The following is a 22037-nucleotide window of genomic DNA, read 5'->3' on the forward strand; positions in this document are numbered from 1 at the left end:
ACCCGGCCGGACCCACCGGCCTTGCGCGCAGGCCGCCATCTTCCCGATTCCAGCATCATGAGCCATTCCCACGTCGTCCCTGCACTGCCGGCAGGCAAGAACCCCGCGCTGCGCGTCGTCCCGATGCCCGCCGACGCCAATGTCCACGGCGACGTGTTCGGCGGCTGGATCATGTCCCAGGTCGACATCGCCGGCTCCATCCCCGCGGTGGAGCGCGCCCAGGGCCGCGTGGCCACGGTGGCGGTCAACAGCTTCCTGTTCAAGCATCCGGTCTTCGTCGGCGACCTGGTGAGCTTCTATGCCGACATCGTCAAGACCGGGCGCACCTCGATCACGGTCTCGGTCGAGGTCTACGCGCAGCGCATGCGCCACAGCAACGAGATCGTCAAGGTGACGGAGGCGACGCTGACCTACGTGGCGACGGATGAAGAGCGCCAGCCCCGGGTCCTGCCGATGCCGTGACGCGGCCGTCCGCCGGGCCATCGGCAGGCCGCGCCTGCCGTGCCCGGCGCGGAAAAAAGGGCGCCGCCCGGCGCCCTTTGCGTGATGCCCGCTGCGGGCAGATCACAAACGCTTGCCATAGCCGTCCCGCAACTCCCGCTTGAGCACCTTGCCGATCGCGCTGCGCGGCAGCGACTCGACATAGTGCAGCGCGGCCAGCCGCTGCGTCTTGCCCAGCCGGGCATTGATCCAGGACAGCAGTTCCGCCTCGGAGGCACCCGCGCCTTCGCGCGCCACCACGAAACCGACCGGCGTCTCTCCCCAGGCGTCGGAAGGCACGCCGACCACCGCGACGTCGCCGACGTCCGGGTGTTCGCGCAACTCCGACTCGAGATCGCTCGGATACACGTTGAAGCCGCCCGAGATGATCATGTCCTTCTTGCGGTCCAGCAGCGTGAGGAAGCCGTCGGCATCGAAGCGGCCCATGTCGCCGGTGCGGATGAAGCGCTTGCCGGCGGGGTCGTACCACTCCGCGTCGGCGGTCTTGCCCGGCTCGCGGTGGTAGCCGCTCATCATGGTGGCCGAGTGGCCGACCACTTCGCCGGCCTCCCCGTGCGGCACCTCGCGGCCCTGGTCGTCGATCAGGCGGATGTCGTGGCCCTCGACCGGCCGGCCCACGGTGTGCAGCTTGTCCGGGAAGTCATGGGCGCGCAGTTCGCACGAGCCGCCGCCTTCGGTCATGCCGTAGTACTCGGTCAGGCGGCCCGGCCAGCGGCGCAGCACGTCGGCCTTGACCTTGGCGGCGAACGGCGAGCTGGTGCAGAACTTGGCCTGGAAGGAGGACAGGTCGTAGCGGTCGAAATCGGGATGCGCCATCAGGCGCTGGTATTGCACCGGCACCAGCATGCTGTGGGTGACGCGGTGCTGCTGCGCCAGGTCCAGGTAGCGCTTGGCATCGAACTTGGGCATCAGCACCACGGTGCCGCCGAAGGTCAGGGCCGGGAAGAAGCTCACCAGCGTGGTGTTGGAGTACAGCGGCGTGGACACCAGCGTCACGGCCTCCGGGCTGTAGACCGCGCCGCCGGCGCGCTTGGCGTACGACCAGCGCATGCCATGCGACTGCACGATGCCCTTGGGCGTGCCCGTGGTGCCGGAGGAATAGATGATGTTGAACGGCCATTCGGGCTGGATCGCCACCGGCTGAGGACGGGCCCCGGGGCCGGCCAGCCAGTCGGCCAGCGGCGCTTCGGACGGCGCGGCGCCGCTGTCCAGGCGCACGCGGCGCGTGCCGAGCTTGCGCAGCTGCTCCGCGTGCGGCGCCAGCGCCGCCGAGACCTCGGCATCCAGGAACAGCAGTCGTGCCTGCGCGTTGCCGATCATGCCGAGCAGGCCGGCGGCGGTGGACGATGGCGCCAGCGGCGCCACGGCGACCCCGGCGCGCAGGCTGCCGAGGAAGGCCACGGCGTAATCGATCGAGCCAGCCGCGCACAGGGCGATCGCATCGCCGGGGCCGAAGCCGTCGCGCTGCAACGAAGCGGCGAAGCGATCCGTCATCGCGTCCAGTTCCGCATAGCTCACGCGCCGCTCGTCGAGGATCAGCGCGGGATGTGCCGCACGCTCGACCGCGTACTGCCGGATCATGTCGGTGACCGGGGTAAAGGCCTGCTCTAGCAGGCTGGCTGCCGTCGTCATCTTGTCTCCTGGGTGGTTCCGCGGCGGCGCCGGCCGGCGCCGCTGCTGCCGTCGTTCGTATCGTTTTCCGGCATGCTTCGCGGCCGGGAAACCCGGCCGCGAAACTGGTTTTTTACCACAGCTGCGCCATCGCTGCAGGGCGCAGCGGTGTCGGCACGGCAGCAGGACCGGCGCCGGCGCCGACCGGTTCCGACCGGTTCAGGAATGACTGGTCGGATCGGCCGGTCGCGCGGCGAGCCCGGCGCCCAGGAAGAAACGGAACATCGCACCGGGGCAGCGCAAAGGGGCTGCCCCGGCCCTCACTGGAAGCGGGTGAAGTCCGGCTTGCGGCGCTCGAAGAAGGCTGCGAAGGCTTCCTTCGCCTCGGGCGACTGCAGCAGGCGGCGGAACACCGCCCCCTCCTCGGCCATCCTCGCCTCCACGGCGGCCATATCGCCGCCCTTCATCAGGCGCTTGGTCTCGCGCAGCGAGGAGGCCGGCAGCGCGGCCAGCCTGGCGGCCTGCTTGCGCGCGAAGGCCTCCAGCTCGCCCACCGGCAGCACGCGCGTGACCAGGCCGATGCGATAAGCCTCTTCCGCATCGAACGCCTCGCCCAGCATCAGCTTCTCGGCCGCGCGCTGGTAGCCGAGCAGGCGCGGCAGCAGCAGGCTGGAAGCCGCCTCCGGGCACAGGCCGAGCTGCGCGAAGGGCAGCGACAGCCTGGCCGTCTCGGAGGCGTAGACGAAATCGCAGTGCAGCAGCATGGTGGTGCCCACGCCCACTGCGGGACCGCTCACGGCAGCCAGCAGCGGCTTGCTGGCATGGCTGATCTGGTACAGGAACTGGAACACCGGGGCCTCGGCCGCGTCCGCGCCGTCCACCGGCGGGCGCTGTGCGAAGTCTTCCAGGTCGTTGCCCGCGGTGAAGATCTCCGGTTTGCCGCAGAACAGGATGGCGCGCACGGCCGGATCGCCTTCGGCCTCGCGCAGCGCGTCGGCCATCGCCTGGTACATCGCTGCGGTGATGGCATTCTTCTTGTCGGCGCGGTCGAAGGCGATGGTCAGCACGCCCTGTTCGATTCGGGTCTGGATACTCATGCTTGTCTTGTCTCTCTCGTCGTCTGTGTTGCGGTGGCCGGGGTCCGCCGCGCTCAGTCCAGCGGCGGTGGATCCTCGGAAAGGAAAGATAGCTCAGCCCGAAGGCCTTCGCACCGTGCCAACCCCGAGCGTGTCGAACAGCGCGCGCGGCATGTCGCAGGCCGCATCCGCCAGGATGACCGTCTCCTTCGTCTCGTCTCCCCTTCCGTCCGGTGAACCGCCCGGCGGGCGGCAAGGCACTGCCGGCCGGAACGCTGCCGGCCGAGGCACTGCCTTTCTTCGCCTGACAGGGAGAGGGGCCGCGGCAGCCCCGGCCCCGCGTGGCGCGTTCAGACGCGCTCGAAGATTCCCGCGGCACCCATGCCGGTGCCCACGCACATCGTGACCATACCGTACTTCAGCTGGTGGCGGCGCAGCGCATGCACCACGGTGGCCGAGCGGATTGCCCCGGTGGCGCCGAGCGGGTGGCCCAGCGCAATGGCGCCGCCCATCGGATTGACCTTGGCCGGATCCAGCTGCAGGTCGCGCATCACCGCCAGCGACTGCGCGGCAAAGGCTTCGTTCAGTTCGATCCAGTCGATCTGGTCCTGGGTCAGGCCGGCGGCCTTCAGCGCGGCGGGGATCGCTTCCTTGGGGCCGATGCCCATGATCTCCGGCGGCACGCCGCGCACCGCGAAGGAGACGAAGCGGGCCAGCGGCACCAGGTTGAACTGCTTGAGGATCTTCTCGGAGACCAGGATCAGCGCGCCGGCGCCGTCGGAGGTCTGCGAGCTGTTGCCGGCGGTGACGCTGCCCTTGTTGGCGAACACCGGGCGCAGCTTGGCCAGGCCTTCGAGCGAGGTGTCGGGACGCGGGCCTTCGTCCAGCGCGACGGTGCGGTTCTTGACCGTGATCTCGCCGCTGGCCAGGTCGGGGAATCGCTCGCTGATCTCGATCGGGGTGATCTCGTCGGCGAACTCGCCAGCCTGCTGTGCCTTGACGGCCTTCTGGTGCGAAGCCAGCGAGAAGGCATCCTGGTCCTCCCGGCTGACCTTCCACTGCTGCGCCACCTTCTCGGCGGTCAGGCCCATGCCATAGGCAATGCCGACGTTCTCGTCGCGGGTGAAGATGGCCGGCGACATCGACGGCGTGTTGCCCATCATCGGCACCATGCTCATCGATTCCACGCCGGCGGCGATCATCACGTCCGATTCGCCGACGCGGATGCGGTCGGCCGCCATCGCCACCGCGCTGACGCCGGAGGCACAGAAGCGGTTGACGGTGATGCCGCCCACGGTATTGGGCAGGCCGGACAGCAGCGCGCCGATGCGCGCCACGTTCAGGCCCTGCTGCGCCTCGGGAATGGCGCAGCCGACGATGGCGTCTTCGATCAGCGCGGGATCGAGTCCCGGCACCTGGGCCACGGCGGCCCTCAGCACGGTGGCCAGCAGGTCGTCGGGACGGGTGTTCTTGAACATGCCCTTGGGGGCCTTGCCGATCGGCGAGCGGGTCGCGGCGACGATGTAGGCGTCTTGCAGTTGTTTCATGATCTCGGTTCCTCGCTTGCCTGTTAGTTGCGCACCGGCTTGCCGGTCTGCAGCATGCCCATGATGCGTTCCTGCGTCTTGGCCGTGCCCAGCAGGTCGACGAAGGCGCGGCGCTCCAGCGCCAGCAGCCATTCCTCGCTGACCAGCGAACCCGCCTCGACGTCACCGCCGCACACCGCTTCGGCGATCCGGCTGGCGATCAGGAAATCGTGGGCCGAGATAAAGCCGCCGTCGCGCAGGTTCACCAGCGAGGCCTTGATGGTGGCGATGCCCGAGCGGCCCGCCACCGGCACCAGCGCGCCCGCCACCGGCGGACGGTAGCCGGCGTCGGCCAGCGCGCGCACCTGCTGCAGCGCGACGTGCAGCAGCTCGTGCACGTTGAACACGACGGGATCGGATTCCTGCAGGTAGCCGATCTTGCGCGCGTCGAGCGCCGACGCGGAGACCTTGGCCATGGCCGCCGCCTGGAAGCGATTGGTGAGGAACTGCAGCAGGTTGGTGCTGCCGGCTGCCTGCGCCGCGCGCGCAGCCGCCAGCGCCGCTTCCTTGAGACCGCCGCCGGCCGGCACCAGGCCCACGCCGACCTCCACCAGGCCGATGTAGGTCTCGAGCGCCACCACGCGCCGTGCCGAATGCAGCATCAGCTCGCAGCCGCCGCCCAGCGCGATGCCGGAAGCCGACGACACCACCGGCACCTGTGCGTACTTGACGCGCATCATGCCGTCCTGGAACTTCTTGACGAAGGGCTCGATGCCCTTGGCACCGCCCATCATGAAGGCCGGCATGGCCGCCTCCAGGTTGGCGCCGGCGGAGAACGGGCCGCCGGGCGCGCCCAGCTGCAGCGAGGTCGGCTGCCATACCACCAGGCCCTTGTACCCGGCTTCGGCCAGGTCGACGGCGCGCGTCAGCGCGTCGATCACGTCCGGCCCGATGGTGTTCATCTTGCTCTTGAACGAGATCACCAGCACGTCATCCTGGCCTTCGGCCACCCAGATGCGCGCGGCGTCGTTCTCCTCGACGGTACGGCCGGCCTGGCGCGGGTCGAGCGCCGCCGAGCCCTTCAGCGCGGCACGGAACAGCTGGCGCTGGTACACCGGCAGTGCGCTGCGCGCGGCGAAGGAGTGCGTGGCGGGCGCCCAGGAGCCTGCCGCGGTATGCACGCCCTGCGCCTCGGCCACCGGACCTTCGAACACCCAGGCCGGCAGCGGTGCCTTGGACAGCGCCTTGCCGCCCTCGACGTCTTCCTTGACCCATTCGGCCACCTGCTTCCAGCCGGCCGCCTGCCAGTCCTCGAAGGGTCCGCTGCTCCAGCCGAAGCCCCAGCGGATCGCCAGGTCGACGTCGGCGGCGGAACCGGCGATCTGCTCAAGGTAGACCGCGATGTAGTGGAACACGTCGCGGAACACGCTCCACAGGAACTGCGCCTGCGGATTGGACGATTCACGCAGCAGCTTGATGCGCTCGGCCGGCTCCTTCTTCAGCATGCGCACCACGATCTCGTCGGCCTTCTTGCCCGAGTCGACGTACTGGCCGGTCTTGGCGTCGAGCACCTTGATGGCCTTGCCGTCCTTCTTGTAGAAACCGGCGCCGGTCTTCTGGCCGAGCGCGCCGGCATCGACCAGGCCCTTGAGCACGGCCGGGGTCTTGTACACCGGTGCGAAAGGATCATCCTGCAGGTTGTCCTGCATGGTCTTGATCACGTGGGCCATGGTGTCCAGGCCCACCACATCGGCGGTGCGGAAGGTTGCCGACTTGGCGCGGCCCAGCTTGGAACCGGTCAGGTCATCGACCACATCGAAGGGAATGCCGTACTTCTCGGCCTCGGCGAACACCGCCAGGATGGAGAAGATGCCAACGCGGTTGGCGATGAAGTTGGGCGTGTCCTTGGCTCGCACCACGCCCTTGCCCAGCGTGGTGGTCAGGAAGGCTTCCAGGTGGTCCAGGATCTCCGGCTGCGTAGTGGCGGTCGGAATCAGCTCCACCAGGTGCATGTAGCGCGGCGGGTTGAAGAAGTGCACGCCACAGAAGCGCGCCTTGAGGCCGGCGTCGAAGCCTTCGGACAGCGCCGTGATCGACAGGCCCGAGGTGTTGGTGGCGAAGATCGCATGCGGCGCCAGCGCGCCCTGTACCTTCTTGTACAGGTCGTGCTTCCAGTCCATGCGCTCGGCGATCGCCTCGATGACCAGGTCGCATTCACCCAGCAGGGCGAGATCGTCCTCGTAGTTGGCGGGGCGGATCAGGCCGGCTTCGTCCTTGATGCCCAGCGGGGCGGGAGACAGCTTCTTGAGGTTGTCGATGGCACGCAGCGCGATGCCGTTCTTGGGACCTTCCTTGGCAGGCAGGTCGAACAGCACGACTGGCACGCGCGCGTTGACGAGGTGGGCGGCGATCTGCGCGCCCATGACGCCGGCACCAAGCACGGCGACTTTCTTGACGATGAAATTGGACATGCGCGCTCCTTGGGAGGTGAGCGTTGGAGGTGTGTGGGGGTGGCTGAGGCGATGGCTGGCGGCGGGTACCCTGCTTGGCGGCTCCCCTCTCCCGCTTGCGGGAGAGGGGTTGGGGGTGAGGGCAGGCGCTGGACCATGCGTGATCGCAACAAGCACCGCCGGCCCTCACCCCCGGCCCCTCTCCCATTGCATGGGAGAGGGGAGCAAACCCGCGCTGGCGAGGAACTCCCGCCTCGGGCCGCGCCGCCTCAGAACAGGTCGGCGTCCAGCGCCATCAGCGTGGCCGAACCGGCGCGCGCCTTGCGGATCTCGGCGGCCGTTTCCGGCAGCAGCCTGGCGAAGTAGAACCGTGCGGTGGCCAGCTTGGACGTGTAGAACTTGTCGCCGCCGGCTTCCTTCTCCAGCGCGATCTTGGCCATGCGTGCCCAGAAGTACGAGAACACCAGGTGGCCCACCACGCGCAGGTAAGGCACGGCGGCGGCGCCCACTTCGTCGGCGTTGCCCATCGCCTTCATGCCGATTTCCATGGTCAGCTTCTGCACCTTGTCGCCCAGGTCGGCCAGCGGGTTGACGAACTCCTGCATGGCCTCGTTGGTGCCTTCGGCCTCGACGAAGTCCTGCACGATCTTGCCGAAGGCCTTCATCTTGGCGCCCATGTCGCCCAGGATCTTGCGGCCCAGCAAGTCGAGCGCCTGGATCGTGTTGGTGCCCTCGTAGATCATGTTGATACGGGCGTCGCGCACGTGCTGCTCCATGCCCCATTCGGAGATGTAGCCGTGGCCGCCGAACACCTGCATGCCCTCGTTGGTGGCGGTGAACGCGTTGTCGGTCAGGAAAGCCTTGATCACCGGCGTCAGCAGCGCCACCAGGTCGGCGGCCTGCTTGCGCACGGCCTCGTCCGGGTGCGACAGTTCGCGGTCGATCTGCAGCGCGGCCCAGTAGCTGAAGGCGCGGCCGCCTTCGGCGTAGGCCTTCTGCGTCAGCAGCATGCGGCGCACGTCCGGATGCACGATGATGGGGTCGGCCGGCTTGTCCGGCGCCTTGGGACCGGTCAGCGCGCGCATCTGCAGGCGGTCCTTGGCGTAGGCCAGCGAATTCTGGTAGGCCACCTCGGTCAGGCCCAGGCCCTGCATGCCCACGCCCAGGCGGGCCGCGTTCATCATCACGAACATGGCATTCAGGCCCTTGTTGGGCTCGCCCACCATCCAGCCCTGCGCACCGTCCAGGTTCATCACGCAGGTGGCGTTGCCGTGGATGCCCATCTTGTGCTCGATCGAGCCGCACTGGATGCCGTTGCGCTGGCCCGGCTTGCCGTCGGCGTCGGGGATGAACTTGGGCACCACGAACAGCGAGATGCCCTTGGTACCCTGCGGCGCGTCCGGCAGGCGCGCCAGCACCAGGTGGATGATGTTCTCGGACAGGTCGTGCTCGCCGGCCGAGATGAAGATCTTGGTGCCGGTCAGGCGATAGGAGCCGTCGGCGGCCGGTTCGGCCTTGGTGCGCAGGATGCCCAGGTCGGTGCCGCAGTGCGGCTCGGTCAGGCACATGGTGCCGGTCCACTCGCCGGAGACCAGCTTGGGCAGGTAGCGCTGCTGCAGTTCGGGCGTGCCGTGCGCGTGCAGGGCCTCGTAGGCGCCATGCGACAGGCCGGGATACATGGTCCAGGCCTGGTTGGCCGAGTTCAGCATCTCGTACAGCGCATTGTTGACCAGGATGGGCAGGCCCTGGCCGCCGTACTGCGGATCGCAGCCCAGCGCCGGCCAGCCGGCCTCGACATACTGCCGGTAGGCTTCTTTGAATCCCTTGGGCGCGCGCACCACGCCGTCGCCGACGTAGGTGCAGCCTTCGCGGTCGCCGCTCTGGTTGAGCGGGAAGATGACCTCGGAGCAGAACTTGCCCGCTTCCTCGAGCACCTGGTTGATGGTATCCGCGTCGATGTCGGCGTGCGGCGGCATCGCCTTGAGTTCGGCTTCCACGCCGAGCAATTCATGGAGCACGAACTGCATGTCGCGCAACGGTGCGGTGTACTGGCCCATCAAAGACTCCTTCGAGGTTGTGATGCCGCCGAGCCGACCGTGCGCATGGTGGGCACGGAACGCCGCGGCGGCCTCAGGTACGGTACGACTGGATCAGCTTGTTCAACGCGACCATGGCAAGTTCGGCGCTGTCAGGCAGGCGCAGGAAGCGGGCGTCATGATGCAAGCCTAGTTCAAGGCTGTACATCTCGAACAGCATCAGGCGCGGATCGCAATCCGCACGCAGGTGCCCCTCTTCCTTGGCCTGGGCGATGGCGCGCGTCAGCGCGGCGCGCCAGATGGTGACGCTCTTGACGAGTTCGTCACGTACCGGACTGCCCGCACGGTCGTCATATTCGACCGCGCCGCTGATGTAGATGCAGCCGGTGGTCACTTCCTGGATGCGCTTTTCCATCCACCGGCGAACCATCGACCACAGGCGCGGCAGGCCGCGCGGCTCCTGCAGGGAGGGATAGAACACCTCCTGCTCGAACCGGCGGTGATACTCGCGTACCACTTCCACCTGCAGGTCTTCGCGCGAACCGAAATGCGCGAAAACGCCGCTCTTGCTCATCTGCATGCGTTCCGCGAGCAGGCCGATGGTCAGCCCTTCGAGCCCGTCGCGGGACGACAGTTCCAGTGCGGCGTCCAGAATGGCCGCGCGCGTCAGCTCGCCCTTGCGCATGGGCGCGGGCGAGGCGGAAGCGGCGGATTCGAGACGGGCTGACTGGTGTCGCATGATTGATTTCTCCGTTCTTTTGCGTGGCAGCACGCTGCATGCCACGTATCTGACGTTGATCTGACGTTGACCTTGCGGCTGCCCTGGCAGCCGCGAATGCACGCAGTCTAAGCCAAAAAAGAACGGTCGTTCAGATTATTGTGAATGGGCCCGTCCGGCAGCAAGCAATTAATTAGATCACCGTTTCTAAACGGAGCGCGCCGCTGCATGGCCGACAGGACTGCCGCGCAAGGGCTTGCGGTGGTGCATGCGGCAGAGCAGCAAGACTCAGTAGCGGCCGGTCACGCCGGCGATCATGACACCGAGCCGGAGCACCAGGTAGGAAGCCCAGTTGACCAGCCGGCGCAGCGGCGAGCGCCTGGCATGCGCGTCGGCGCGCACCGGCACGCTGCGCTGCGAGATGGCATGTTCCAGTTCGGCACGCAGCCCGGCGCAGAAGCCGGCATCGTACACCGCCACGTTGGCCTCGCGCGCGAGCAGCAGGCTGAACGGGTCCATATTGCTGGAGCCGACGGTGGCCCAGGTGTCGTCGACCACGGCCACCTTGGCGTGCAGGAAGCTGTCGTCGTACTCGTGGATCTCCACGCCCGCCTCCAGCAGCGTCGCGTACAGCGCATGGGTGGCGTAGTGCTGCAGGCGGTATTCCACCCTGCCCTGCAGCAGCAGCCGCACGCGCACGCCGCGGCGCCGGCACGACAGCAGCGCGCGGCGCAGCTTGTGTCCCGGCAGGAAGTAGGCGTTGGCAAGGACGACATCGCGGCGCGCGGCGCCAAGCGCCTGCAGGTAGGCGCGCTCGATGGCACGGCGGTTGCGCAGGTTGTCGCGCAGCAGCAGCGCCGCGCGCATGCTGCCCGCGCTGTCCTGGCGCTGGGCCGGCGGCAGGTCGGTGAGCAGCGGGAACTCGGCGGCGGCGCCGGCCAGGCCGACCATCTGCATCTCGTCGCGCAGCGACAGCTGCCACCAGAGCCGCTCGGTGGTCAGGGCGATCTGGTCGACCAGCGGCCCTTCCACCGCCACCGCGAAATCGTAGCGTGGTCCCAGGCCGGCGTCGTCCATCGGGCCGTGGTTATGGTCGTCGATGATATTGATGCCGCCGACGAAGCCGATGCGGCCATCGATCACCGCCAGCTTGCGGTGCAGCCGCCTCAGGTGGCGCCGCGCCAGGCGGAAACCGCGCAGCGGCCGATAGATGCGGAAGCCGGCGCCGGCCTCGCGCAGCCTTGCCGCCAGCGTGGCCGGCATGTCGCCGGCGCCGAAGCCGTCGACCGCCACGCGCACGTCCACGCCGCGCTGCGCGGCACGCACCAGCGCGTCGGTCACCGCCGCGCCGACGGCATCGTCCGCATAGATATAGGTCTCCAGCGCCACCGAGAACAGGGCACGGTCGATGGCGCCGATCAGCGCCGGGAAGAACTCGGCACCGCCGTGCAGCAAACGCACGTGGTTGCCCCCCACGGGCCGGCCGCGGCGCCACTCCGAGCGCAGCGGGCCGGCCGGGCGGCCATGGGCACCGGGCGCGAACGCCGTCGCCTTGACTTCCGGCCGCGCCGGGCCGGCCGGGTTGGTTATCCGTGACATGCGGTGATTATCGGCCACGCCGGCGCCGCAGGCCAGGGCGCGGGATGCGCCGCGCGGCCGCAATCTGCTATCGTCGGGATCATTCGACCACGCCCCCACGGAACGCATCTTGAAGGTATTCGGCATCGCCGGCACGTCCGGCAGCGGCAAGACCACCCTGCTCGACCAACTGATCGCGCGCCTGGTCGGCACCGGCCTGCGCGTGGCGGGCGTCAAGCACACCCATCACGGCTTCGATCCGGATACGCCGGGCAAGGACTCCTGGCGCATGCGCGAAGCCGGCTGCGAAAACGTGGTCCTGGTCGGCGCGCGCCACCTGACGCTGCTGCGCCGCTATCCCGAGGACCACCCGTCGCCGGAGCTGGCCGATGCCCTGGCCGTGCTGCCCGCCGACATCGACCTGGTGCTGGTGGAAGGCTACAAGCGCAGCGGCATCCCGAAGCTGGAGGTCTTCCGCCCCGCCCACGGGCGGCCACCGCTTTGGCCGGACACGCCTGGCGTGATCGCGGTAGCCAGCGACGCCGTGGCCGAAGTGGGTACCCTCACCGCACTGCCGGTGCTGGACCTGGCGGACATCGACGGCATCTGCGCCCTGGTCCGCGCCCACGCCACGCCCTGGCCGCAGCCGGACTGAAACATCCGTCAAGGCACGCCCGGCAAGGCGTGGCACCGCATCCTGTCAGGCCGCGTCCGCCAGCCCGGGATCGCCACCGCGGGCCAGTTCGGCCACCAGCGGCACATGGTCGGAACGCTGGGCCCAGTCGCGCCCGGTCAGGGCGGCGGCCCGCTCGATGTGGAAGCCGCGCACGTAGATGCGATCGAGCTGCCACCAGGGCATGTGGCTGGGAAAGGTGTGCAGGCGGGCGCCGCGCGCGTGCGAGGCCTCCAGCACGCCGAGGGTGGAGCAGATGCTGGCATCGAGCCGGTGGTTCCAGTCATTGAAATCGCCGGCGATCACCAGCGGCGCCTCGCGCGGCACCACCTTGCGCACCCGCTCCACCAGCGCCTCGGCCTGGCGCGCGCGGCTGCGGGCGAACAGGCCGAAGTGCACGCAGATCAGGTGCGCCTCGATGCCGTTGACGTCCGCCACCGCATGCAGCAGGCCGCGCTGCTCGAAGCGATGGTCGGAGATGTCGAGGTTTTCCGACATCAGGATCGGATGGCGCGACAGGATGGCGTTGCCGTGGTGGCCATGGTCGTAGACCGCGTTGCGTCCGTAGACCGCGTGCGGATAGGCGTCGGTGGCCAGGTAGTTGAGCTGCGTGTGGTCGGGATCGAACAGCGCCGCCGCGACCAGGCGGTCGTTGCGGTCCTGCACCTCCTGCAGGAACACGATGTCGGCATTCATGGCCTGCAAGCCGTCGCGCACGTTCTGGATGCGCGGCCGGCGCGCGATGCCCGTCACGCCCTTGTGGATGTTGTAAGTGACGACGCGCAGCTTCATCAAGCAGCTCCGCACGGCGCCACGCGCCAGGCCAGCTGGCGCACCGCTTCCGCATTGCTGCGCGAAAAGCAGCGCTCAGCCGCCTGCTCCCAGGGCAGCCATTGCCACTGCAGGTGCTCGCGCGGCGCCAGCTTCGGTTCCAGCGGCCGCGCCACGCACAGGCCGAACCAATGCTCCGTGTTGCGGGTGACGCCCGGGGCATAGCGATGGCGCCACTGTGGATAGATCTCGTATTCGATGGTGTGGTGCCAGTCCGTGAGCACATGCTCGCTGGCCACGATGCCCGTCTCTTCCGCCACCTCGCGCGCCGCCGTCCCGGCCAGCGGCTCGTCCACGGCATCCAGGCTGCCGGTCACGGACTGCCAGAAACCCGGCCGGTCGGCCCGCTCCAGCAGCAGCACCTGGAGATCGGGGGTGTGAATGACAACGAGTACGGATTCGGGAATCTTGTAGGACATGGGAGATGCGGCAGCGACGGCGGGCGACAGCGAACCTAAGCTTACCCCAGATGGGCCACCGCGCCAGGAAAATTCGGGCGGCTCCGCCGGCTTTCCAGGCCCGGCGCGGCGCCGCGCATCAGGCGGCGGCGTCGCCGCGCGCTGACGACGCGGCGGACGGCGAGGTGGACGGCGAGGTGGGCGGCACGGCGGGCGGCTCGCCCAGCCAGGTATCGAACACGGCCGGCGTATCGCCATGCCCCCAGGCCGCGCGCAGTTGCTCCATCAGCGGCAGCAGTTCCCACCCGTAGCGGCGGGCGCCCTCGACAGCCCGCCGGGCCAGCGTCTCGGCGCTGTTATGGGCCTGCTGCCGGCACCGGCCACGCTGCTGGGCCACCTCCTTCTCGCGCAGGCCGAGCGCGTTGTACTTCTGGATCAGCAGGCGCTGGTAGTCGCCCCCGTCTGCGCCCGCCGCCTGCGCGTTGGCCTGCTCGAAACGCAGCACGATGGCAGCGGTCTCCTGGTCGATGCGCTCGGCCTCGCCAGCCAGTGCCTGGACGCTGTCCTGCAGGGCCTGGGCCTCGCGCCGCATCGCCTGCAGCGCGGCGGCTTCTTCCTCGAACACGCGTTGCGCCGCCAGGTAGGCCTGGACCACGGGCTGCGGCGCCACCACCAGCAGCGGATCCGCGCCGGCGCCGCGGCGGCCGGCCAGCAGCGCCTCGTCGGGCAGGCGCAGATTGCCCAGGTCGCCCAGCCAGCGTTCGCGCGCCATCACCGTCGCCACGGTATCCAGCGCCACGCGGCGCAGGGCCTCGGCACGCTGGGCCTCGACCGGCGCGGCCGCGCCGTTGCCCTCATCGCCGCGCACGGCATGGGCGATATCCGGCACGCAGGCGGCCACCGTGGTGGCCACCGATTCGGCCATGGCCTGGGTGGCGCGGCGCACGGCACGCCGCAGTTCGAAACGCGCCAGCTGCAGCATCGCCAGCCCCGCCGCCAGCCAGGCCAGCAAGGTCTCGGCATGGGCCAGCAGGAACTGGCGGATCAGTTCAACATCCAGGTTCACGAGCAGTCCTCCCAACAGTCGTCGCGGCACCGCCCGCAGCCTCGTCGCGGGCCCACGGCATGTGCCTGAAGCAGAAGGACACGGCGGCGCGGCGCTTCGTTCCGGACGGTAACAATTGGAAACCAAGCGCCCGGCACCACGCGAAAAAAAAACCGCGCTTGTGCGCGGCCTTTCCCTGCCCGGCGTGATGCCGCCGTGGCTCAGCCGGCCTTCGGCTCGGCCTGGCGCAGGCGGATGTGCAGTTCGCGCAATTGCTTCTCGTCGACCGCGCTCGGGGCCTGGGTCAGCAGGTCCTGGGCACGCTGGGTCTTCGGGAAGGCGATCACGTCACGGATCGAGTCGGCGCCGGCCATCATGGTCACGATGCGGTCCAGGCCGAAGGCGATGCCGCCGTGCGGGGGCGCACCGTATTGCAGCGCATCCAGCAGGTAGCCGAACTTGACGCGGGCTTCCTCGTCGTTGATCTTGAGCGCGCGGAACACCTTGCTCTGCACGTCGGCGCGGAAGATACGCACCGAACCGCCACCGATCTCCCAGCCGTTGAGCACCATGTCGTAGGCCTTGGCCAGGCACTTGCCCGGGTCGGTCTCCAGGTACTCGAGGTGCTCGTCCTTCGGGCTGGTGAACGGGTGGTGCATGGCCACCCAGCGCGCGTCTTCCTCGTCGTACTCGAACATCGGGAAGTCCACCACCCACAGCGGCTTCCAGGCGTCCTCGAACAGGCCGCTGGACTTGCCGAACTCGGAGTGGCCGATCTTCAGGCGCAGCGCGCCGATGGCGTCGTTGACGACCTTGGCCTTGTCGGCGCCGAAGAAGATCACGTCGCCGTCCTGGGCGCCGGTGCGCTTCAGGATCTCGGCGATGGCCGCGTCATGCAGGTTCTTGACGATCGGCGACTGCAGGCCGTCACGGCCCTTGGCCAGTTCGTTGACCTTGATCCAGGCCAGGCCCTTGGCACCGTAGATGGCGACGAACTGGGTATAGGCATCGATCTCGCTGCGGCTGATCTGGGCGCCGCCCGGCACGCGCAGCGCCACCACGCGGCCGCCTTCGGCGTTGGCCGGGCCGGAGAAGACCTTGAAGTCGACGTCCTTCATCACGTCCGTCAGCTCGGTGAATTCGAGCTTGACACGCAGGTCCGGCTTGTCCGAGCCGAAGCGGGCCATGGCCTCGCGGAACTCCATCACCGGGAACTTGGCATCCAGGTCCACCGACATGGTGTTCTTGAACACGGTGCGGATCATGTTCTCGAACATGTCGCGGATGTCCTGCTCGGTCAGGAAGGAAGTCTCGCAGTCGATCTGCGTGAACTCGGGCTGGCGGTCGGCGCGCAGGTCTTCGTCGCGGAAGCACTTGGTGATCTGGTAGTAGCGGTCGAAGCCCGACACCATCAGCATCTGCTTGAACAGCTGCGGCGACTGCGGCAGCGCGAAGAAGTGGCCCGGGTTGACGCGCGACGGCACCAGGTAGTCGCGCGCGCCTTCCGGCGTGCTCTTGCCCAGCATCGGCGTCTCGATGTCGATGAAGCCCTGGGCATCGAGGTACTTGCGCACTTCCATCGCCACCTTGTAGCGCAGGCGCAGGTTGTACTGCATCTGCGGGCGGCGCAGGTCCAGCACGCGGTGCGTCAGGCGCGTGGTCTCGGACAGGTTGTCGTCATCGAGCTGGAACGGGGGCGTGACCGACGGGTTCAGCACGGCCAGTTCGTGGCACAGCACCTCGATCTTGCCCGAGGTCAGGTTGCTGTTCTCGGTACCGTCCGGACGGGCGCGCACCTTGCCGGTGATACGGATGCAGAACTCATTGCGGATCTCTTCCGCGACCTTGAACATCTCGGGACGGTCAGGGTCGCACACGACCTGCACCAGGCCTTCGCGGTCGCGCAGGTCGATGAAGATCACGCCACCGTGGTCGCGGCGGCGCTGCACCCAGCCGGTCAGGGCCACTTCCTGGCCGATCAGTTGTTCGGTCACCAGACCGCAGTAGTGAGTACGCATGGAGGACATAAAAGGATCCCTGGAATGTCGCGGCCGCCCCGGGCGGCCGCGGTCAATTGGTGTGCGAAGGGTCGGCCGCTTCTTCGGCCGGCCTGGCATGCGCCGGTGCCGCGGCATCGGCGGCGCGGGCGCCGCCACCATGCTTGCGCGGCAGGTCGGCCGGTGCCACCACGCCCATCGAAACGATGTACTTGAGCGCGGCATCGACGGTCATGTCGAGTTCGATGGTGTCGGCCTTGGGCATCATCAGGAAGAAGCCCGAGGTCGGGTTGGGCGTGGTGGGCACGTAGACGCTCACGTATTCGCCCTGCAGGTGGTTCTGCACGTCGCCGCCCGGCCGGCCGGTCAGGAAGGCGATGGTCCACGAGCCTTCGCGCGGGTACTGCACCAGCAGCGCCTTGCGGAAGGCATTGCCGGAAGACGACAGCAAGGTATCCGAGACCTGCTTGACGCTCGTGTAGATGGGGCCGACCACGGGAATGTGGCGCAGCAGGGCTTCCCACCAGCGCACCAGGCGCTGGCCGATGAAGTTGTGGGCCAGCATGCCCACCAGCAGAATGAACAGCAGCGTCAGGATCGCGCCCAGCCCGGGCACGCGCCAGCCGATCAGGCGATCGGGCCGCCAGGACAGCGGCAGCAGCGCCAGGCTCTGGTCCATGGTGCTGATGACGAGGTTCAGCACCCACAGGGTGATGCCCAGCGGTACCAGCACCAGCAGCCCGGTCAGGAACCAGGTCTTCAGGGCCGACGTCTTGTTGCTCGCCACGGCTTACCTGGGCTCAGTGGCAGGCACAAGCGCTGCCGCAACCGCCCGAGGCGGCCGGCGTGCTGGCCGCCGAGTCCGAACCGGCGCCGGCAGACGATGCCGCGCCCGCGTCGGATGACGAGGAAGCGGCGGACGTCGACGAGCTGGCCGGCGCACTGGTACCGCCGCTGCCGCCACGGAAATCGGTCACGTACCAGCCCGAGCCTTTCAGCTGGAAGCCGGCCGCGGTCAGCTGCTTCTTGAATGTGCCGCTCGCACCGCACGAAGGGCAGTCGGTAAGCGGAGCATCGCTCATTTTCTGCAGCACATCGCGCCCGTGGCCGCAGGCGTCGCAACGGTAGGCATAGATCGGCATGGTGGCTCTATGGTGAAAGACTGGGTGGAATTCCGGCAAACCCCGGTGCCGCGAAGGCGGATCGATGCCCGGGGACACGGCAACCGGCGATGCAAAGCCTTGAATTATAAACCGTTCGCGGGAAAGCTGGCCCGGGGAAAAGAGGGGGGACAAGGCGCCTGCTAAGCCCCTTCGGCCGCGCGCACCATCTTCCGGCATCGCCGCCGGCCGACGCGATGCCGGCCGAATCAGGCGATATGCACTTCCTTCACGCGCGGATGGTCGCCGATCCACTGCGGCAGCAGCGAGCCCAGCACCATGCCGCCGACCGAGAACAGCAGCCCCACCAGCTGCGGCGGCACGGCCGCGTCGGCGAAGGACACCTCGCACACCAGCCAGGACGCCAGCCCCAGCAGGATCGCGGCCAGGCCGCCCTGGCGCGTGGCCGGCTTCCAGAACAGGCCGAAGGCCAGCGGCACGAAGGACGAGACCAGGGTCACCTTGTAGGCGTTCTCCACCATGTGGAAGATGGACAGGTGCGAGTTGAGCGCGAACAGCGTCACCAGCGTGGTGAACCCCAGCACCACGGCCTGCATCACGCGCAGGAAGCGGCGGTCGTCGAGATGGCGGAAGTACGGACGCAGGATGTTCTCGGCGAACGTCACCGAGGGCGCCAGCAGGGTAGCCGAGGCGCAGCTCTTGATGGCCGACAGCAGCGCGCCGAAGAACATCACCTGGGCGAACATCGGCGCATGCTGCAGGATCAGTTGCGGCAGGATCAGCTGCGAATCGGCGTTGATGTACTTCTCCACCATCTGCGGGTCGATCAGCGTGGCCGAGTAAGCCAGGAACATCGGCACGAAGGCAAAGCAGAAGTACAGCACGCCGCCCAGCACCGATGCGCGGCCGGCGATCTGCTCGGTACGCGAGGAGGTGACCCGCTGGAACACGTCCTGCTGGGGAATGGAGCCCAGCATCATGGTGAACAGCGCCGCGGCGAAGCCGATGATCTGCAGCAGGTCGAGCGAGGGCAGGAACTCGAACTTGCCGGCCGCCGCCGCGTGCGACACCACCGCCGCCACGCCACCGGCCTGGCCGCTGACCTCGTAGCCGATGTAGAGCATGCCGACCACGATGATGATCATCTGGATGAAGTCTGTTACCGCGACCGACCACATGCCACCGAACAGCGTGTAGACCAGCACGCTGGCGGCGCCGATCATCATGCCGGCCTCCTGCGACAGCGCGCCGTCCGAGACGGTGAAGAAGACCAGCCCGAGCGCCTTGATCTGCGCCGCCACCCAGCCCAGGTAGGACACTACGATGCACAGCGTGGTCAAGATCTCGGCGAGCCGCCCGTAGCGGTTGTGATAGTAGTCGCCGATGGTCAGCAGGTTCATCCGGTACAGCGGCCGGGCAAAGAACAGGCCCACCAGGATCAGGCACAGCGAGGAACCGAAGGGGTCGGACACCACGCCGGACAAGCCCTCGCGCAGGAACACGGCGGGGATGCCCAGCACCGTCTCGGAGCCGAACCAGGTGGCGAAGACGGTGGCGGTGACGATGTAGAACGGCAGGCTGCGGCCGGCGACCGCGAAGTCCGTGGTGTTGCGCACGCGCAGCGCCGCCCACAGGCCGATGCCGACCGAGATTACCCAGTAGATGATGACGAACCAGATCAGCATGACGCCGCCCTATGCCCAGAGATGCCCTGTTGGCGAGAAACCGAATGCCGGGTCGGGCGGCCGCCAGCGGCTGCTGGCCGGCTCCGCTCCGCCGGAGTCCAATTCATCGGTCGGGGCCGCCTGGGGATTGCGCCTGCCTGCGGTCGTAGCCGAATCAAAACGCGGATTATAGCGACGCCGGCCCGCTCGGGAGAAAAAACCAGGGGTCCGGGAGATTCGGCAGGCCTGCGCGTGGCGTTCCGGCCACGGCCTGTGCCGGCGGCGCGACAGCGGCCCGCGCGGCACCGCGGCTACCAGTAGCCGGCCAGCGACAACAGCTGGGTCAGCACCACGCCGGCCACGAAGCCGCCGAGCAGCAGCACGGCCACACCGACCAGCCGGTTGGTACGGCGCTGTTCCTGCAGCAGCGCCGCCAGCAGCTTCTCCTGCCCGGCCTCGCTGGTGAGCGCGCGCCGCTCCAGGAACTGATGTACCAGGCGGGGGAAGTCGGGCAGCATCTTGGCCCATTGCGGCGCCTCGATCTGGATACGCTCCCACGCCCCCTTCCAGCCCACCTGTTCGTGCATCCAGCGTTCGAGGAAGGGCTTGGCGGTCTTCCACAGGTCGAGGTCGGGATCGAGCTGGCGCCCCAGCCCTTCGATATTGAGCAGGGTCTTCTGCAGCAGCACCAGCTGCGGCTGGATCTCCACATTGAAGCGGCGCGAGGTCTGGAACAGGCGCATCAGCACCATGCCCAGCGAGATTTCCTTGAGCGGCTTGTCGAAATACGGCTCGCAGCAGGCGCGCACGGCACTCTCGAGCTCCTCCACGCGTGTCTCCGGCGGCACCCAGCCCGATTCCACATGCAGCAGCGCCACGCGGTGGTAGTCACGCCGGAAGAAGGCGATGAAGTTCTGCGCCAGGTAGTTCTTGTCGAATTCGGAGAGCGCGCCGACGATGCCGAAGTCGAGGGCGATATAGCGGCCGAAGGTCTCCGGCTGGACCGAGACGAGGATATTGCCCGGGTGCATGTCGGCGTGGAAGAAACCGTCGCGGAACACCTGGGTGAAGAAGATCTCGACGCCCTCCTCCGCCAGCTTGTGCATGTCGACGCCGGCCGCGCGCAGGGCCTCGGTGCGCGAGATGGGGATGCCATGCATGCGCTCCATCACGAACACCTCGCTGCTGCACCAGTCCCAGAACACCTCGGGCACCAGCAGCAGATTGGTCTGGGAGAAATTGCGGCGCAGCTGGCTGGCGTTGGCCGCCTCGATCATCAGGTCGAGTTCGTCGTGCAGGTACTTGTCGAACTCGGCCACCACCTCGCGCGGCTTGAGGCGCTTGCCGTCGGCCCAGAGCCGCTCGAGCCAGGTGGCGACGTCGCGCATCAGCGCCAGGTCGCTGTCGATCACCGGCAGCATGCCCGGGCGCAGCACCTTGACCGCCACTTCACGCCCATGGTTCGGCCCGCCCTTGAGCTTGGCGAAGTGCACCTGGGCAATCGACGCGCTGGCCACCGGCTGCTGCTCGAATTGCTCGAACAGCTCCGCCAGCGGCCGGCCCAGCGAGCGCTCGACGATCTTCACGGCCAGCGCCGGGTCGAAGGGCGGCACCTGGTCCTGCAGCTTGGCGAGTTCATCGGCAATGTCCTGCGGCATCAGGTCGCGGCGGGTCGACAGCACCTGGCCGAACTTGACGAAGATCGGGCCCAGCCGCGTCAGGGCCAGCCGCAGGCGCTCGCCGCGCGGCGCATCCAGGCGGCGCCCGATGGTGATGATCTTGACCAGGAAGCGGATGCGGCGGCTCTTGAAGCCGGACAGCACGAGTTCGTCGAGCCCGTAGTAGAGGACGACGAAGACGATCTTGCAGAGGCGCAGGAAACGGGTCATGCAGGGGTAGTCAGGAGCAGGAGGTAGGCCGGCCGGGGGCCGGTCGAGGCGGTATGGCGCACGGGCATCAGCGGTGCGCCGACGGCAGTGCCCGCGGGCCCATACCGCTGCCGCTGCCGGGCTCTAGCTTCTCCAGGCGCTTCTCCAGCCGCGCCAGGTCATTGCGCAAGGCCGCCACCTCGGCACCGAAGGTATCGAGCGCGGCATGGCGCACGAGCAGGGGACGCTCGTCCAGCAGATATTCGGTCACATTTTCCACCATCGCACGCCGCACACCGTCGGCGTGCGCGTGGGCCCGGCGCGCGCCGTCGACCAGGCGCTGCGCCAGGCTGTCGCCCGCCACGCCGCCGAGCACGCCGCGCAGCGCGCGCGCCAGATCCTCGGCAGCATCCCAGCGCAGGCTGCGCGCCAGCGTCGACACGGTGTTGGCCAGCTCGGCATCGCCCTCGATGCGCACGTGCTTCATCGCCGCCGCCTGACCGCCCGACGAGATATCGCCCGCCACCAGCGGCCATTGCTGCAGCGGCACGCTCAGGGTCACCGACGGCTCGGCATCGGCTGCCGCCACCTCGACCAGGCCTTCGTCGGTCACGCGCAGCCCCAGCGTGAACGCCGCGGCATCGAAGCGGATCACACGCCCGGCCGCCGGCGCGAGCATGCGCTGGGCCCAAGGCTCCTGTGCCAGCAGGTGGTTCAGTGCCGTGATCGCGGGCGAGGCCAGGGGGGTGGGAAGTTGGCTCATGGCGGTGGAAGAGAATGCTGGGTACGGCTGGGTACGGCCGGATACTGGATTGCCGGATGCCGTGCGTCCGGTCCGCGTCGGCGCCTGCAGGACAGCAACGGCAGCGGCAACGGCAACGGCGAGCCGGCCAGGCAAGCCGGCCAGGCAAGCCGGAAACAAAAAGGCCCACGCCTTCGCGTGG

18 protein-coding genes are annotated in these 22037 nt (G+C 68.4%); 2 read left to right on the forward strand and 16 right to left on the reverse strand.

What is annotated here, in order from left to right; all coding sequences use genetic code 11:
* The first annotated feature begins 57 nt into the window (after nucleotides 1–57).
* Nucleotides 58–462: an acyl-CoA thioesterase gene (locus BKK79_RS08230; protein ID WP_071010996.1), complete on the forward strand. Its 405-nt coding sequence runs from the start codon at nucleotides 58–60 to the stop codon at nucleotides 460–462.
* A gap of 102 nt (nucleotides 463–564) precedes the next feature.
* Here the strand turns inward: BKK79_RS08230 and BKK79_RS08235 are convergent, their stop codons facing one another.
* The 7 genes from BKK79_RS08235 to clsB form a co-directional block, all read right to left on the reverse strand.
* Complete coding sequence (locus BKK79_RS08235) at nucleotides 565–2133, reverse strand: class I adenylate-forming enzyme family protein (RefSeq protein WP_071010994.1); 1569 nt, start codon at nucleotides 2131–2133, stop codon at nucleotides 565–567.
* Between the two features lie 299 nt (nucleotides 2134–2432).
* Nucleotides 2433–3209 (reverse strand): enoyl-CoA hydratase, encoded by a 777-nt coding sequence (locus BKK79_RS08240; RefSeq protein ID WP_071010993.1) that lies wholly within the window; start codon nucleotides 3207–3209, stop codon nucleotides 2433–2435.
* A gap of 329 nt (nucleotides 3210–3538) precedes the next feature.
* Nucleotides 3539–4738 (reverse strand): acetyl-CoA C-acyltransferase, encoded by a 1200-nt coding sequence (locus tag BKK79_RS08245; RefSeq protein WP_071016059.1) that lies wholly within the window; start codon nucleotides 4736–4738, stop codon nucleotides 3539–3541.
* A gap of 20 nt (nucleotides 4739–4758) precedes the next feature.
* Nucleotides 4759–7185, reverse strand: coding sequence for a 3-hydroxyacyl-CoA dehydrogenase/enoyl-CoA hydratase family protein (locus tag BKK79_RS08250; protein ID WP_071037516.1), 2427 nt, complete (start codon nucleotides 7183–7185; stop codon nucleotides 4759–4761).
* A 248-nt stretch (nucleotides 7186–7433) separates the two neighbouring features.
* Entirely contained in the window at nucleotides 7434–9221 is a 1788-nt protein-coding gene (locus BKK79_RS08255; protein ID WP_071010990.1) for an acyl-CoA dehydrogenase C-terminal domain-containing protein, read from the reverse strand.
* A gap of 73 nt (nucleotides 9222–9294) precedes the next feature.
* Nucleotides 9295–9885 (reverse strand): TetR/AcrR family transcriptional regulator, encoded by a 591-nt coding sequence (locus BKK79_RS08260; protein WP_071037517.1) that lies wholly within the window; start codon nucleotides 9883–9885, stop codon nucleotides 9295–9297.
* A gap of 321 nt (nucleotides 9886–10206) precedes the next feature.
* Nucleotides 10207–11517 carry a cardiolipin synthase ClsB gene (gene clsB / locus BKK79_RS08265; protein ID WP_071038467.1) on the reverse strand — a complete coding sequence of 437 codons (1311 nt, stop codon included), beginning with the start codon at nucleotides 11515–11517 and terminating at the stop codon, nucleotides 10207–10209.
* A gap of 109 nt (nucleotides 11518–11626) precedes the next feature.
* On the opposite strand from clsB, the gene mobB reads away from it, so the two are divergent.
* The gene (gene mobB, locus BKK79_RS08270; protein WP_071037518.1) at nucleotides 11627–12151 is read left to right on the forward strand and encodes a molybdopterin-guanine dinucleotide biosynthesis protein B; all 525 of its coding nucleotides are present in this window, start codon (nucleotides 11627–11629) and stop codon (nucleotides 12149–12151) included.
* A 45-nt stretch (nucleotides 12152–12196) separates the two neighbouring features.
* Here the strand turns inward: mobB and BKK79_RS08275 are convergent, their stop codons facing one another.
* From BKK79_RS08275 to BKK79_RS08315, 9 genes are all read right to left on the reverse strand, one after another.
* Nucleotides 12197–12961, reverse strand: coding sequence for an endonuclease/exonuclease/phosphatase family protein (locus BKK79_RS08275; RefSeq protein ID WP_071037519.1), 765 nt, complete (start codon nucleotides 12959–12961; stop codon nucleotides 12197–12199).
* A complete protein-coding gene (gene nudB, locus BKK79_RS08280; protein ID WP_071010983.1) occupies nucleotides 12961–13419 on the reverse strand; it encodes a dihydroneopterin triphosphate diphosphatase in 459 nt (152 codons plus the stop codon). The genes BKK79_RS08275 and nudB overlap by 1 nt, the downstream gene beginning before the upstream one ends.
* A 118-nt stretch (nucleotides 13420–13537) precedes the next feature.
* Nucleotides 13538–14464: a hypothetical protein gene (locus tag BKK79_RS08285; protein WP_071037520.1), complete on the reverse strand. Its 927-nt coding sequence runs from the start codon at nucleotides 14462–14464 to the stop codon at nucleotides 13538–13540.
* Between the two features lie 200 nt (nucleotides 14465–14664).
* Nucleotides 14665–16470: an aspartate--tRNA ligase gene (gene aspS / locus BKK79_RS08290; RefSeq protein WP_071010980.1), complete on the reverse strand. Its 1806-nt coding sequence runs from the start codon at nucleotides 16468–16470 to the stop codon at nucleotides 14665–14667.
* A gap of 43 nt (nucleotides 16471–16513) precedes the next feature.
* Nucleotides 16514–17227: a DUF502 domain-containing protein gene (locus BKK79_RS08295; RefSeq protein WP_071010979.1), complete on the reverse strand. Its 714-nt coding sequence runs from the start codon at nucleotides 17225–17227 to the stop codon at nucleotides 16514–16516.
* Nucleotides 17228–17240: 13 nt separating this feature from the next.
* Nucleotides 17241–17582, reverse strand: coding sequence for an FmdB family zinc ribbon protein (locus BKK79_RS38920; RefSeq protein WP_071010977.1), 342 nt, complete (start codon nucleotides 17580–17582; stop codon nucleotides 17241–17243).
* 227 nt (nucleotides 17583–17809) lie between these two features.
* Nucleotides 17810–19246 (reverse strand): sodium:solute symporter family protein, encoded by a 1437-nt coding sequence (locus BKK79_RS08305; RefSeq protein ID WP_071037522.1) that lies wholly within the window; start codon nucleotides 19244–19246, stop codon nucleotides 17810–17812.
* 290 nt (nucleotides 19247–19536) lie between these two features.
* A complete protein-coding gene (gene ubiB / locus BKK79_RS08310) occupies nucleotides 19537–21114 on the reverse strand; it encodes a ubiquinone biosynthesis regulatory protein kinase UbiB (RefSeq protein WP_071010974.1) in 1578 nt (525 codons plus the stop codon).
* Nucleotides 21115–21181: 67 nt separating this feature from the next.
* Nucleotides 21182–21856 (reverse strand): ubiquinone biosynthesis accessory factor UbiJ, encoded by a 675-nt coding sequence (locus BKK79_RS08315; RefSeq protein ID WP_071010972.1) that lies wholly within the window; start codon nucleotides 21854–21856, stop codon nucleotides 21182–21184.
* Nucleotides 21857–22037: the final 181 nt, after the last annotated feature.

The sequence above is a fragment of the Cupriavidus sp. USMAA2-4 genome, from assembly GCF_001854305.1.
Taxonomy (GTDB): domain Bacteria; phylum Pseudomonadota; class Gammaproteobacteria; order Burkholderiales; family Burkholderiaceae; genus Cupriavidus; species Cupriavidus malaysiensis.